Here is a 13,347-nt window from a genome sequence, read left to right on the forward strand (position 1 = left end):
TGATAGTAGCCTCGGTGATCGTTTTGCCAGCAATGCCCACGCCAAACGACTTCAACCAAACGTTGACCATCACTGACTTTCGGCCTACTTTAGAAGGAGTATTCAAATTGAGGTAGTAGCTTCGGGTAAAACGGGCTCGTAGGCTACGATATAAATATTAGCTGCCCACATAATAAATAGTATTGAACTTACAAATGTGAAATATTAATAAGTCGAAAGCAGGCAAATGAATGGAAAATAGAGTTTATTACGGGGAGTATTCCCTGAAGCATTGGATCGAACTACTTCTTAAGAAGAATATTATACTTCCAGACTATCAACGTTACTTCGTTTGGAGTGAAAGAAAAGTAGAGACTCTCATTGATACGTTTAGGAAAAATCAGTTTGTTCCTCCCATTACAATCGGTGCCTTCAATTCAGACGGGGTGAATAAAAATTTAATTCTTGACGGCCAACAAAGAATTACCAGCATCGTTTTGGCGTACTTAGGGTTGTATCCTGATATTCAAACATATAAGAAAGCCATCGAAGAGTTTGCTAATGACAATGATGACCCTGATGAAGAAAGGCAATTTGACAATATTCTTGAGTGGAATGTTGGTGAGTTGACAAGCAAAGGAAAAAGCAAGGAAGAAATATTGGGAAAAATTCGCGACAAAAACTACAAGGCGATAAGTTTAAATTTGGATGATGATTTTCTTGAAAAGAACTTTTTGGGCTTTTCGTACCTTGTTCCAAAAACATCTAATGAGAAAGAGCAGCAAAGATATTATTCCTCAGTATTCAGAAATATAAATATTCAGGGCGAGCCCCTGCTGCCCCAGGAAAGTAGAGCATCATTATATTTTCTTGATCAAGATCTTGTTATGCTGTTTTCTCCCAATTTTTCAAAAAAAATATTAGTCAAAATCTTTAGCAATGAAACGAAATCTGACTTTGTTCGATATTTGGCGCTTTTATCGCAATATCATAATGACGGTGACGAAAAGAAAGTAGCTAGAAGCTATAAGCAGAGAATGGAAAAATATTATGAGGAGTACATTTTCGCAGCCATTAGCAATGAGAAATCTACGATTTTTGGGGGGTTTTCTAGTGTATTTCCAGACAAGAATTATGAAAGCTGTTTGGCAGAGTTGGAAATAGCTCTTGAAGAGTTAGGCGTTTTTGGCGATTATTCTTCTATTGTCGATGTTGATATGTATCTTTTCGGGCTGGTTTACCACATACTATTTCGCAAGAAAAAAATAGATGTATCTCAACCAAAAAAATTAAGAGAAGGTTTGGTAGAAGCTATAAATCGGTATAAGAAAGATCTATCCCACCAGAAGAATCCAAATAACTTAGGTCACTTAAGAAGCCGCATTAGTAAATCAATATATATTTATGGAAAATATGTAGTCAATGAATCATAATAAATTTATCTTTTCATCAATATCAAAAATGTTGGGGGATGCCGTTACTGCTACCAGTGGCGTGGGTTTCGGTATAGAGACATATCCAATATGTGACTATGTTATGCAATCCATTTTTTTAAAAATGACCGGCGCTCTAGAGCAAAAAATGAAATGCATTAGCTGGGAGATGGCAGCCAACGATTATGAATATCGATATTTTAGATATTCTCAAAAACCACTAGGTGAATGTTCAAGCTACAAAGAAAAAAAAGAAATTTACAAGGATTTGGTTGAACAAATAAGCAAGTTTAAAAATGAAGCGTTTGATCTGCACTCTATTAATAAAGCCAATATTCTAAATGAGTCATCAATGCAGGTAAGGAATTCATTTGAGGGTTCAAATTTAATGGTCTGGGCGCAAAAAGGCTTCAATGAATATCAAGAAATTTGGAGCGCAGTTTCTGAAAGGTATTTTATCCATGATAAAAGTAATTTATTTACAAATAGAAATAATCTATCGAATATAATCGGTGTAAAAAAATCTCTAGATGAAATGTATACCGATCATTTGTATAAGCATAGAAATAGAGTTGCTCACAATACTTTTTCTTACCAGCAGAATCTACCCACTCTTAATACATTAATTGGCGGGGGCTACATATATGACAACTATTTTGTATATTTTTCTATATTAGTATTGATAGATAATATTTTTATAAAATTGTATGAAGAGTACCTGTGTTCTCTTGAAGAATTTTGATTTTTAAGTGGATTCTTGGTTTCGGATCTGTCATTTGGCAATCCACTCATTTATAAGCGGGCTTATAAATAGAGCTTAGGCTACCAAGGCCAACTTCTATTGAGGAGTTTTCCCTCCAAGCCCCATATTGGGACGTTCGTTATTGTAGTGCCAGAGCCAACGTGTCGCATAGACTTGGACTTTTTAAATGCTGTCAAACAAGTATTGTGCCAGCCAGTAATAGCGTACGGTACGGTTGTAGCGCTATAGTGTATTAAATTAATAAGTTTTTTTTAATCTTTGAGTCTTCGGGCTGGCATGAAAAGACTTAGTATCATTTATTTCTAGAGCACGCCTAAACATTTTGTGTACTACTATTTGATTTGCTCTTTTTACTTCACTCTTAGATATTCTTGGCTGGTCTATGTGCGACCAAACAAATGTGTCTAAGGTGCTCATTTTTACTCCAATCATACCTGTGTGGTATAAGCATATTAGTATTTGAGATACAATTTCTGCCTCAGTTACTTTGCTCTTAGGCTCGAAAAACTTTTTAACACTCTTTACGCAAGGATCGCGAGGGTCATCTTCATGGATTTCCAAAGCAGCTTCTTCAAGTCTTTTACCCAATAAATTCGACCTAGTGAATGGATTTACTACTCCGCGGAGGATTTCTACTGTAGCCTCCAGTGCTGGATAAAACTCCGACCATTCCTCTTTAAGAGATTTCAATCGCTTTGTGGAATAGTTAACTTCTGCTGCATATATTGCGCGCCAAGATATCCTGTTACGGTCTGCAGCTATTAAAAAACACTCATTACAGAATTGGATAGCATCTCTTGGTCGGAATAGCGTCCGCTCAATAATGTAATCAATCGCTTCACCTGTGGCACCTTTCTTAGGGTTAGGGAAAATATCAATAAATCTCACTGCGCCGGATGTGTATTGTCTTCTATAAACCTCGTTTACTCGAGCAGATAATAGGTTCTTCAGGTCCTCTTTGCTCCAGATAAGAGGGACTAAGTATGCTTCATATTTTTCTTCTTGAAATCCTGAGTCTCTAGTCCTGTCAAAAACTAAGTCTAGGAGGTCTCTCCTGAGTGCAGTTACAACTTTAACTTGAGGTATCTTTCTCAGTGACTTTGTCTCCTCAATTAAAGCCCTAATGAAACGGCATCTAGTCTCGGTTTCCGCCCAATCTTCGTCTAGCTTATCTATTAATATATAGTATCTTTTCTGTCTATCATTAAATGCGAAGTCTGATAATAACTCTAAAACTTCATTTAATCTTTTTATCTGAATCCCACTGACTACCTGTGTGGCCAATGAGCGAATTTCAGATCTGACTTCCTCAGATAATGACCTTGCGCCCTCAAGCGAAATGTCAACCCCAGAAAATTTTGAACCTAGCTTGGCCTTTATGTCTTTAGTTAACTTTGTTGTTAACTCTTGGAGCTGCTCGTCCGTTTCTAACCAAAACCTATCACCCCACTCTGAAAAATATTCGAACGCTCTTTTTTTTACAGAATCTCTGCCTACCCACTGATTAAACCTGGATAGAAATGTATCGTTATCACTTTTATTTTTGAGGCTATACCTCAGTTTAAGAAGCTCGACTGTCAGTATATGGCGCCACAGTATCCGATAAAATAAATCTAGTTTGACATTTATTTCATTGAAAAACTGTATTATATTGGAGTGCTCTAAGAATCTTATTGAAATGTCATTTGGATCTAACATTGCAGAATGTTCAACATCTAAAGAAATCTTATATAGTAAAGCACTTTTCCCAGATCCCGTTCGGCCAAGTATAATAGAGGCTGGAGATTTTATGTCTAGCAGATTCTCTAACTGACCATTGTCAACGAAGCAAGACTTAAGTAGGTCGAAATCAGCTTCTGCATCCAATTCACCAATTTTTAGCCCCTTCTTTATAGTTATTACATCCATTAATAATTCGGCTCTTAATTAGGTTTTTTAAATCATATTTGTAAAGGTAGCAGAGTCTTATGAATGGTCAAGTACTTTAATGAAGGAGGTAAATCCAGCTTCGCAGCGAATGACAATCCGCCATTGTCATTTTGTCTGTTCCGCGTCTAGAATGGATGCCAGTGAATCATTCCAGTGCGGACAGGATTGCCGATGAAAACTGTGTTAACCCTAGGGTTGTTGAGCATGCTCGTGGCTGGCTTGCTGGGGTGTGCCAGCACGCCCGATGATGTGGCGAACGCCCGCCCTGACTGGGTAACCATGCCGCCGCGCACCGCCGATGTGATCTACGGAATGGGCGGTGTCCGGTTGTCGAGCAACGAGGCCGACAGCCTGCAACAAGCCCGCAATGCGGCAACTATTGATTTGCTGCAAAACCTGCAAGTACAAATCAGTGCGAATACCGCCAGCACCATCACCGCAAACGACAACACCATTGCGTCAACCTATCAACAGTCCATCCAATCCGTTGTGCCAGATATCAATATTGAAGACACGCGTTTGGTCGATACTTGGCGTAGCCCGGAAGGCATTGTCTATGCATTGGTGTCTTTAAATACGCTGGAAGCGGCACGCCGACAATCGCGGTTGTTTGAAGACGATCGACGCGCACTGCAGGCGGTGGAAATCGACATAAGTGCACCGCAATGGCTGCAGTTGCAAGGCTGGCACAGCATTATGGCGGCGGTTGGCAGTATGGAAGCACGAAATCAGTTGCACCAGTTTTTGGTTGGGCGCGTGATCGATGTTGGTTGGGCGAACCGCCGGGCTGAAATCATTCAGGCGCATCAACAATTTATGGCGCAGTTGCCCTTAGGGTTAGACGCCGAAAATACCCTGGCGGCAGAACAGGCGAGTGCAATCAGAGCTGTTTTCGCTAACCAAGGCTTGGGTTTTACCGATGCCGCACAAGCGGTATGGCGTTTATCGGTGAATATGAGCGAAGAAGCGCAAACCCAAGGCGCCATGCATTACAGCTTCGTCACCACCGCCATGCGCCTGACCGATGAACAAAATGTTGTGCGCTGGCAAGCCAGTGCCACCCGTCGCGGTGTGGCCGGCAGTGCTGATCGTGCGTTGCAGCAGGCGGTGACTGCTACACTAGACCATTTAAATACCGCGTTTATTGACGCCCTAGAACCCTAAGCCCCCGAGGAATTCACTATGCGTAAACCCTATTTAGCTTTATCAGCCCTTGCCATTGCCGTGTTGGCCGTCGGTTGTTCCAACAAGCAAACGGAAGCCCAACCAGAACCCATGACCCGCAGCGGTGTGCCGACTTGGGTATTCACCCCCGAAGTGGCCGATGGCCGTGCTGCGACGGGCTGCACCCCCGCTTCGGCCAATATCAGCCTAGACAGCAGCCGGGCCGACATGTTGGCCCGCCAGCAATTGGCCGCCAGTATGTCCGCGCAAGTACAGGCGTTGCGTGAGGACTATCAACGCCGGGTAGAAGCCACCACCGATGGCGTGAACATCGGCACCAGCTATGAGGAAGCGGCGCGTGAAGTGGTTGACCAGCGTTTGGTTGGGGCACGTCGTGTGACCGCCGACTACGTAGACATCAACGGTGCTCGTAACTTCTGTTCGATGGTTGCGGTGTCGGAAGCAAACGTCCGCGCTGTCGTAGAAGAAATGGCCATCGTTACCGAAGCTGACCCTGAAGTTATGACCAACGCTCAGGCGTTTGAAATGTTCATGAGCCAAAATGCCATGAACCGTTTGAACGAAGCTTTAGACCCGCAGTAACCGTTGCTGAGTATGCCGCAACCGGTTCGGCCCTGAGCGCTTGCCATCGTGCACTTTCAGGGCTGAACGCGCTAAATAAAGCTCGCTATGTGCCTATAATAAGCGCACAGTGCTTGTCCGGCTTTCGATCTACATCTTCACGCCTCCACGAAAAACAAAGCGTACCCTTGCGCCCCGGAATCTCCAGAATGCTGGCTTAGACGCCAGTGTACAAACACTGTGAGACGCTGTGCCTTCCCTAACGCCTCTGCCTTAACCCGGTCGTCTCGTAACGGTCGACGCCATAGATTACCTACGGGTCATCCATGAGCCGCCTTCACCTGCATACCTTTATTCCTTGAGAATACGATGACGTCAATTAAACGATTTTCTTCGCCCGTGGCCTTATTAATGGCCATGCTGGCATTTCTTGTCGTGGCTGGCTGTAACAGCACCAGCAGCAACTCAGATGATTCTGATGATGGGGTAAAACCTACCGTCCTCAGCACAGGCCCTGTTATCGCCGCCGTGGGCGTCTCGACAACCGCCAAAATCGTCGCTGCCTTCAGTGTGGCAATGAACAGCGAAACGCTGACGACCACCAGCATGACCTTAGGTGCCGCGGCTCAGTCCGCTGTGGTCGGCCAAGTCACCTATGACAGCGTCACCAAAAGTGTTCGTTTTGCGCCGACCAGCGCCTTGAGTGCAAACACCCTCTATACCGCGACCATCACCACGGCCGCAAAGTCCGCAGATGGGGTAGCGCTTGCGAGTGCCCATACGTGGACCTTCACTACCGGGGAGGTCGCCGATGTTTCGGCACCGACGGTCAGTTCGACACAGCCTGCTAACGCTGCCGTTAATGTACCGAGAAACCGCAACATCACCGCCAGCTTCAGCGAAGTCTTAAACCCGCAGACCATTACATCGTCGAGTTTTACCTTGCAGGATGCAAACGACGCAACGGTTGCGGGTGACGTGAGTTATTTAGGCACCACGGCTACCTTTAACCCAACCAATGACCTAGCTGCCAATACAGAATACACCGCGACCCTAACCACGGGCATGCAAGACTTATCTGCCAATGCATTGGCGGCTAATAGCGTATGGACGTTCACCACCAGTGATGAATTAGCCAACGGCCCGGCACCTGTGAACTTAGGCAGCGCGGGTAATTACGCCATCGTTGCAAAAACGGGTATTTCGACCACGGGTGTGACCGCAATCACGGGTGATCTTGCTTTGAGTCCAGCGGCTGAAACACTGATCACAGGCTTCTCGCAATCGCGCGATGCGTCGGATACGTTTTCAACCTCAGGCGTCGTTACGGGTAACATTTATGCTGCCAATATGGCGGTGCCTACTCCAGCTACGCTGACCACAGCAATAAGTGATATGGAAACCGCTTATACCGATGCGGCAGGGCGCTCATTGCCTGACTTCACTGAATTAGGAGCAGGCAACGTGTCAGGAATGACGTTGACACCCGGCTTGTACAAATGGGGCACAGGCTTGTTGATGACCTCTAACGTAACCTTAAGTGGCGATGCTAACGCGGTATGGATATTTCAAGTAGCCAGCAACCTAACTGTTGAAAATGGTGTTGCGCTGACACTCACTGGTGGCGCATTGGCTGAGAATGTCTTTTGGCAGGTTGCAGGTTCGGTAACCTTTGGTACAACGTCTAGCTTCGTCGGCATTGTTATGAGCCAAACGAATATAGACATGCAAACAGGTTCGAGCTTAAGTGGTCGAACCATGGCCCAAACGGCAGTAACCTTAGACGCGACAACGGTTACTCAACCTTAATCTTTTGTTGTAATGCAAAAGCCCCGAGAGGGGCTTTTTTTGTGGCTATTGTGTTGTATGTTCATCAAACCCTTCAATAACTTTCGCCTCCCTGCATCGCTTAAACTGTTCCGCCTACAAATCCAACACCAGCTTCGCTGACTTAGAACGCGAACAACAGGGTGTAAACTGATCGTTCGCGGCTTTTTCATCGTCGGTTAAATAACGGTCGCGGTGTTCCGGTGTGCCGTCCAATATTTTGGTGACACAGGTGCCGCAAATGCCTTGTTCACACGACGTGAGCAGGTCGATGTCGTTATCAATCAATACGTCTGCGATGGTCTTATCGGCGGGGATAACAAAGCTCACGCCACTGCGCGCTAATTCCACGGTAAAGCTGCCGTCGCCACTGGTGTCTACATCTGCCCCAACGAAGTATTCCGTATGCAGTTGACGTTTCGGCCAACCGGCGGCTTCGAAGGTGTTGATTACCGCATCATTGAATGATTCTGGTCCGCATACGTAAATATGCACCGCCGCTTCGGGCTTGGCGGCCATTGCGGCGAGGTCTATGCGTTTGCCACCTTCAACCTTGGTGTAATGGAAATGCACCCGATCAGCGTAGGGTGCGCTCATTAAATAGTCCACAAAGGCAGCGTGTTCAGGTTTGCTCGCGGAATAGTGCAGTTCGAACTCGCCCCCTTTGGCATGCAGCTCTTCGGCCATCGCCAGAATTGGGGTGATACCTATACCACCCGCGAATAACACACTGCGGCGTGCATCATGGTCGAGCGCAAAATGGTTGCGCGGTGCGCTGATGTGCAGATAGTCGCCTTCTTTCACCTGCTCATGCATCGCAATCGAGCCACCACGCGATTTCGGTTCGCGTAAAACGGCAATCTGGTAACGGTTACGTTCACTGGAGGCATTACTCAACGAATACTGCCGCAGGTGCTCGCCGTCGGTTTGTACGTCGATGTGCGCGCCTGCCGTAAAAGGAGGCAGTTCCCGGCCGTGCGGGTCAACCAGCTCGAAACAGCTGATGTCTGCCGCCACCGACGTTTTTTTCTTCACCTCGACAATCATGCTCAGGCTGGTCTTGCTCATGTTCCGTTACCTCAAGGGCTAGGCGGCTGCCGAGATTTTGGCGGCTGCCTTTGCTCATCAATTATTGTTCAGCGGCGATGATTTTATCCAACATACGGCGTGCCAGTACACCGCCACCATCGATGTTGAGTTTCAGCAACTGTCGGTCGGGGTTATCCAGCAGGTTGCGCTGTTGCGCTTCCAGCATTTCCAGATCTTCCGAGAAAATCTGCCCTTGGCCTTCGCGAATCTTATCGGTCAACTCAGTATCGTTAGGCTTAAAGTTACGTGCCATGCCCCAGAAATACCAAATCGAGGTTTCCGTTTCCGGGGTGATGAAATCCACCACAATACTGGAAGCCTTCTTGTCGGCCGGTGCGTCGTAGCCGCCGTGTCCGGCGTGCGCCACACCCACTTCAATCATGATATGGCTGGGCGGGGTAAAGCGGCTAATCTGCCAGCGGTCTACTGGCACATTTGGATCCAAGTCGTTGAACCGCAATGCGTTCTGCCAAAATGGCGGTGCCGGGATCTTTTCCATGGTGCGCTTGGTGACAATGGTGTCACCATCGCGGAAGGACTCGGGCGGCTCATCTTCAATTTCCGGCTGGCCAATGCTGGTGGAATGCACATAGGTTTCATGGGTTAAATCCATGAGGTTGTCGATCATCAATTTGTAATTGCAGTTGATGTGGTACAGGCCACCACCGTATGCCCAGTTCGGGTCGTCAAACCAGCTAAAATCCGGGATCAGGTCGGGGTTGGCCTGTTCAGCGTCACCGGTCCACACCCAAATAAAGCCATAACGTTCTTCAACCGGATAGCTACGCACGCCGGGAAAGGCACTGACCCGCTGACCGGGCATTGACTTACAATTACCGTCGCAATTCATCACCATGCCGTGATAGCCGCACACGAGGTCGCCTTCATTATTGACGAAACCCAGTGAGAGCGGCGCGCCACGGTGCGGGCAGAAGTCGGCAATGCCTACGGCCTTTTCTTTGCTGCGGTAGAACACAATACGTTCGCCGCAAATTTGCCGCCCAAGAGGTTTCTCGGCAATTTCATCCGGGGTGCAGGCCACATACCAGGTGTTTTTAGGCCATGAGTGAGTCGTTGTCATTGCAGTCCTCCAAGGGCAGTAATTTGCCACGCTGTCTTTTTATGGATCCAAAATTAGAATTATGCTGCCATTAAGTCAAGTAAATTTGTTTATATGGATCCAAAGCGTTGCGGAAACATTAAACTTGGCGACGGCACCTTGCACCCAAGGTAAGCTACGACCACAATCGCTTTTTAGGATCCAGAATGACTGAGGAAGTCTGTGCATGAGTAACGTCAGCCACCTAGCGGTAACCAATTTGCGCCGCCTCATCAGTGATGGGCATTTGGCTCCTGGGCAAAAATTACGCGAAGTGCAAATTGCCGATATGCTGGGGGTTTCTCGCACGCCCATTCGGCTAGCCTTTCGTACGCTTGAACAAGAAGGTCTATTAGAACGCAGCGGTAAGCAGGGTTTTGTGGTGCGGGCGTTTTCGCTTGACGATGTATTATGCGGGCTGGAAGTGCGCGGCGTATTGGAGGGGTTGGCGGCACGTCGGTTAGCCGAGCGTGGACTGCCGGATGCTATTCGAGAGGGGCTCCAAGAATGTCTTAACGACGGCGAGGCGCTGTTTGCACGGGCTGAACGCAGTGCTGAGGGGATTGATGTATGGGCCGACCTGAACGCCCGTTTTCACAGCCTGATCGTTGAGGGAGCGGACAGTCGGCCCATTGCGGATGCCATTGCGCGCAACAAGCATCTGCCTTTTGCATCATCCGATTCCATCATGTTTGACGTTGATCACCTGGATAAAGAATTTCGTAAACTGCAGTTGGCACACATGCAACATCAGTTGGTGTTTCAAGCCCTGGTACATGGAGAAGGCGCACGGGCAGAAATGCTGATGCGCGAACATGCTTACATCGGCGTGCGTTACAGCAGTTTGTTTGGTTTACCGGATCGTCACAGCGCATAAATTGGACGCACCGTACCACCGGTGCAACGTCCGCTTGCGGTACACTGCGGCCAAATAATTTGTTTCCTACCAATGGAGTAACCACCATGGCGAAAGCACTGACTGCTTTAACAGACACCTGCCGTATTGGTTTGGGTTGCATGAATCTTTCGCACGCTTATGGCGTGTCGACCCCGGAAGCGGATGCCGTGCGGCTGCTGAACCGCGCCCTCGACTTGGGTTACAACCATTTGGATACCGCTGCACTATACGGTTTTGGTGCCAACGAAACCTTGCTTGGCAAAGCCGTTATGCACCGCCGCGATGAATTTTTCTTGGCCAGCAAATGCGGAATGTTCAAAGGCCCGGATGGCAAACGGTTGATTGATGGTCGACCCGAAGCGTTGCGACGCGTGTGTGATGAGGCGCTACAGCGCTTGGGCGTGGAGCATATTGATCTGTACTACCTGCACCGTTGGGATAAATCGGTGCCGATTGAAGAGAGTGTCGGCACGCTGGCCGATTTGAAGCAAGAGGGTAAGATCGGTGCCATTGGGTTGTCCGAAGTGTCGGCCGCTACCTTACGCAAAGCGCATCGCGAACACCCCATTGCCGCCGTGCAAACCGAATATTCTTTGTGGACCCGCAATCCGGAAATAGCGGTATTGGATGCCTGCCGTGAACTGGGGGCGACCTTTGTTGCCTTCAGTCCGGTCGCGCGGGGCATGTTAACGGATGCCATGCCTGACCCTGACCGGCTGATCGACAGTGACTTACGGCGTAACATGCCGCGTTTTCAAGCGGAACATTTTGCGGCCAATCGTCAGGCTATAGAGGGTATGCAAGCGGTGGCAAAACGCACCGGTTACACCACGGCGCAATTGGCGTTGGCTTGGGTATTAAGCCGTGGCGAGCACATTGTTGCCATTCCCGGTACCACATCGCAGGTGCATCTGGAAGAAAACTTCCAGGCAAAAGACCTAAACCTGAGTGCCGATGTGCTGGCCGAGCTGGACCGCTTGGTGAATCGAGACACCATTCACGGGCCACGCTATAACGCGGCGACGCAGGCGGAAATTGATACCGAGGAATTTACAGCATAAGGTGACAAGCACGGCTAAAAAATGGACAATCTGGAACAAACCATAACAAGGGTGCGGTTTGTTCATGAAGTGGAACATAGCAGATTTGCCTGTTTTTGCAGCCGTGGTGGAACACCAAGGCATTTCCTCGGCGGCACGTGCGTTACGCATGCCAAAGTCCAGTGTCAGCCGATTTGTGCAGCGTTTAGAAGACGATTTGCAAGTCCGCTTGTTGGATCGCAATTCGCGCCATGTGCGGATGACCAGCGAAGGGGAAGTGTTTTATAAGCACTGTAAACTGATCCTCGAACAAGTGGATGCCGCCGATGCGCACATGAACGGCATCACGCATGACCCCAGTGGGTTGTTAACCGTGTCACTGCCCATGGCGTTCAGCCGACTGATCCTAGCGGGGAATCTGCATCGCTTCCGCAAAGCCTATCCCGATGTGGAACTGAATATTCAAATTACCCCGAATCAGGTCAACCTGCTGGGTGATCACATTGACGTTGCGGTGCAAGTCGGTGAGTTACCCGATTCCGACATGATCGCCATCACGTTGTTTGAAACGCCGCTGGTGTGGGTCGCCAGCCCGGCTTTTCTGAAGACCATACCGTTTCCCCGCACCCTCGATGAGTTGCTGGAGAATGTGCACATCTGCGAGCAGCGCTATCACAATAAACCATTGAAAGTGCGTCATGGCGACCAACGTCAGATGCTCAATATCGGCGGCGAAATCGAAACCACCGACCCGATCATGGTGCGGGATACCGTGGTGGCCGGTGCCGGTATTTCCTTGCTGCCTTATTTATACGTGCGTGATGATATTGCGCAAGGCAAATTGCGTCAGGTGGGACATGATTGGATTATCGAACCTCAGGCCAAGGCGTCAGCGGTGTACACCAGCCGTCGCATGTTGAGTGCACGTACTCGCGTCTTCATTGATTTCTTGAAGACCCTCAGCGAGGAAGCCATGGCGGAAAAATAGCCCGTCAGAGGAACGCATTGTTCGTCGGGCCTTTTCGGTTCAGGCATGGGCTATGATTTGTCCATTGAATCCGCAAGAGGCCAGACCATGGCAATGCCAGAACCGCACAGAATGCAGACGCATTGGGCGCTGGAAAACCTGATAAAAGCCAGCGTGCACTGTGTTGATACGCGCGACTACCTAGCATTCGGGGCGCTGTTTGCGCTCGACGGCAGGCTTTACCGCCCGACCTCGCCTGAGCCGATTGTCGGGCCTGAGGCCATTGCCAAGGCCTATGCGCAAACACCCCCTAACCGTTTTAATCGTCACCTCGTCACCAACGTACTTATTACGAATTTAACCGCTGACCGGGCGACAGTGCAGAGCTATGTGCTGCTGTTTTCAACCGAGGATGCCGCTGCGGTAGCGCAACCTTTCGGCGCGCCCGTGGCACGCGCCCTGGTGGGTGAATTTGCTGATCAATGTATGTTGACGCCTGATGGCTGGCGTTTGCATGAGCGGCGTGCCGCTTTCACGTTAAACATGAACCCCATGCCAGCCACAGGAGTAGCGTAAA

The 13,347-nt window shown here is 48.4% G+C and carries 12 protein-coding genes and 1 pseudogene; 9 read left to right on the forward strand and 4 right to left on the reverse strand.

Going from position 1 to position 13,347, the window contains the following annotated elements; genetic code table 11:
• Positions 1-230: 230 nt before the first annotated feature.
• Together ACFOSD_RS06735 and ACFOSD_RS06740 are read left to right on the forward strand one after the other, a co-directional pair.
• Entirely contained in the window at positions 231-1,412 is a 1,182-nt protein-coding gene (locus ACFOSD_RS06735; RefSeq protein ID WP_380692417.1) for a DUF262 domain-containing protein, read from the forward strand.
• Positions 1,402-2,154, forward strand: a complete 753-nt coding sequence (locus ACFOSD_RS06740; RefSeq protein ID WP_380692416.1) for a hypothetical protein — start codon at positions 1,402-1,404, stop codon at positions 2,152-2,154. Before ACFOSD_RS06735 ends, ACFOSD_RS06740 begins: the two co-directional genes overlap by 11 nt.
• Positions 2,155-2,250: 96 nt before the next feature.
• Here ACFOSD_RS06740 and ACFOSD_RS06745 read toward each other — a convergent pair.
• Together ACFOSD_RS06745 and ACFOSD_RS06750 are read right to left on the reverse strand one after the other, a co-directional pair.
• A pseudogene (locus tag ACFOSD_RS06745) lies at positions 2,251-2,397 on the reverse strand (integrase core domain-containing protein); the annotation flags it as partial.
• Between the two features lie 15 nt (positions 2,398-2,412).
• Positions 2,413-4,083 (reverse strand): P-loop ATPase, Sll1717 family, encoded by a 1,671-nt coding sequence (locus ACFOSD_RS06750; RefSeq protein ID WP_380692414.1) that lies wholly within the window; start codon positions 4,081-4,083, stop codon positions 2,413-2,415.
• Positions 4,084-4,275: 192 nt separating this feature from the next.
• Between ACFOSD_RS06750 and ACFOSD_RS06755 the strand changes: the two genes are divergently transcribed.
• The 3 genes from ACFOSD_RS06755 to ACFOSD_RS06765 all read left to right on the forward strand — a co-directional run bounded on the left by ACFOSD_RS06755 (position 4,276) and on the right by ACFOSD_RS06765 (position 7,659).
• Complete coding sequence (locus ACFOSD_RS06755; RefSeq protein ID WP_380692412.1) at positions 4,276-5,268, forward strand: LPP20 family lipoprotein; 993 nt, start codon at positions 4,276-4,278, stop codon at positions 5,266-5,268.
• Positions 5,269-5,286: 18 nt separating this feature from the next.
• Positions 5,287-5,871 carry a hypothetical protein gene (locus tag ACFOSD_RS06760; RefSeq protein WP_380692410.1) on the forward strand — a complete coding sequence of 195 codons (585 nt, stop codon included), beginning with the start codon at positions 5,287-5,289 and terminating at the stop codon, positions 5,869-5,871.
• Positions 5,872-6,219: 348 nt separating this feature from the next.
• Positions 6,220-7,659 carry an ice-binding family protein gene (locus tag ACFOSD_RS06765; RefSeq protein WP_380692409.1) on the forward strand — a complete coding sequence of 480 codons (1,440 nt, stop codon included), beginning with the start codon at positions 6,220-6,222 and terminating at the stop codon, positions 7,657-7,659.
• A gap of 114 nt (positions 7,660-7,773) precedes the next feature.
• Here ACFOSD_RS06765 and ACFOSD_RS06770 read toward each other — a convergent pair whose 3' ends face one another.
• Positions 7,774-8,745, reverse strand: a complete 972-nt coding sequence (locus ACFOSD_RS06770; protein ID WP_380692407.1) for a PDR/VanB family oxidoreductase — start codon at positions 8,743-8,745, stop codon at positions 7,774-7,776.
• Between the two features lie 61 nt (positions 8,746-8,806).
• On the reverse strand, positions 8,807-9,847 hold the full coding sequence (locus ACFOSD_RS06775) for an aromatic ring-hydroxylating dioxygenase subunit alpha (protein ID WP_380692406.1): 1,041 nt from the start codon (positions 9,845-9,847) through the stop codon (positions 8,807-8,809).
• 205 nt (positions 9,848-10,052) lie between these two features.
• Between ACFOSD_RS06775 and ACFOSD_RS06780 the strand changes: the two genes are divergently transcribed.
• The 4 genes from ACFOSD_RS06780 (at position 10,053) to ACFOSD_RS06795 (ending at position 13,346) form a co-directional block, all read left to right on the forward strand.
• On the forward strand, positions 10,053-10,742 hold the full coding sequence (locus ACFOSD_RS06780) for a GntR family transcriptional regulator (RefSeq protein WP_380692404.1): 690 nt from the start codon (positions 10,053-10,055) through the stop codon (positions 10,740-10,742).
• Positions 10,743-10,828: 86 nt separating this feature from the next.
• On the forward strand, positions 10,829-11,824 hold the full coding sequence (locus ACFOSD_RS06785) for an aldo/keto reductase (protein ID WP_380692403.1): 996 nt from the start codon (positions 10,829-10,831) through the stop codon (positions 11,822-11,824).
• A gap of 64 nt (positions 11,825-11,888) precedes the next feature.
• A complete protein-coding gene (locus tag ACFOSD_RS06790) occupies positions 11,889-12,791 on the forward strand; it encodes a LysR family transcriptional regulator (protein WP_380692402.1) in 903 nt (300 codons plus the stop codon).
• Between the two features lie 87 nt (positions 12,792-12,878).
• Positions 12,879-13,346 carry a nuclear transport factor 2 family protein gene (locus ACFOSD_RS06795; protein WP_380692400.1) on the forward strand — a complete coding sequence of 156 codons (468 nt, stop codon included), beginning with the start codon at positions 12,879-12,881 and terminating at the stop codon, positions 13,344-13,346.
• Position 13,347 lies beyond the last annotated feature (1 nt).

This window comes from Salinispirillum marinum (assembly GCF_042650105.1).
Taxonomy (GTDB): Bacteria; Pseudomonadota; Gammaproteobacteria; order Pseudomonadales; family Natronospirillaceae; genus Salinispirillum; species Salinispirillum marinum.

Excerpts from the sequence above, each read along its gene's own strand:
- ACFOSD_RS06765 (WP_380692409.1), top strand. The coding sequence starts at position 6,220 with ATGACGTCAATTAAACGATTTTCTTCGCCCGTGGCCTTATTAATGGCC.
- ACFOSD_RS06735 (WP_380692417.1), top strand. The coding sequence starts at position 231 with ATGGAAAATAGAGTTTATTACGGGGAGTATTCCCTGAAGCATTGGATC.
- ACFOSD_RS06760 (WP_380692410.1), top strand. The coding sequence starts at position 5,287 with ATGCGTAAACCCTATTTAGCTTTATCAGCCCTTGCCATTGCCGTGTTG.
- ACFOSD_RS06785 (WP_380692403.1), top strand. The coding sequence starts at position 10,829 with ATGGCGAAAGCACTGACTGCTTTAACAGACACCTGCCGTATTGGTTTG.
- ACFOSD_RS06780 (WP_380692404.1), top strand. The coding sequence starts at position 10,053 with ATGAGTAACGTCAGCCACCTAGCGGTAACCAATTTGCGCCGCCTCATC.
- ACFOSD_RS06770 (WP_380692407.1), bottom strand. The coding sequence starts at position 8,745 with ATGAGCAAGACCAGCCTGAGCATGATTGTCGAGGTGAAGAAAAAAACG.
- ACFOSD_RS06755 (WP_380692412.1), top strand. The coding sequence starts at position 4,276 with ATGAAAACTGTGTTAACCCTAGGGTTGTTGAGCATGCTCGTGGCTGGC.
- ACFOSD_RS06740 (WP_380692416.1), top strand. The coding sequence starts at position 1,402 with ATGAATCATAATAAATTTATCTTTTCATCAATATCAAAAATGTTGGGG.
- ACFOSD_RS06775 (WP_380692406.1), bottom strand. The coding sequence starts at position 9,847 with ATGACAACGACTCACTCATGGCCTAAAAACACCTGGTATGTGGCCTGC.
- ACFOSD_RS06790 (WP_380692402.1), top strand. The coding sequence starts at position 11,889 with ATGAAGTGGAACATAGCAGATTTGCCTGTTTTTGCAGCCGTGGTGGAA.
- ACFOSD_RS06750 (WP_380692414.1), bottom strand. The coding sequence starts at position 4,083 with ATGGATGTAATAACTATAAAGAAGGGGCTAAAAATTGGTGAATTGGAT.
- ACFOSD_RS06795 (WP_380692400.1), top strand. The coding sequence starts at position 12,879 with ATGGCAATGCCAGAACCGCACAGAATGCAGACGCATTGGGCGCTGGAA.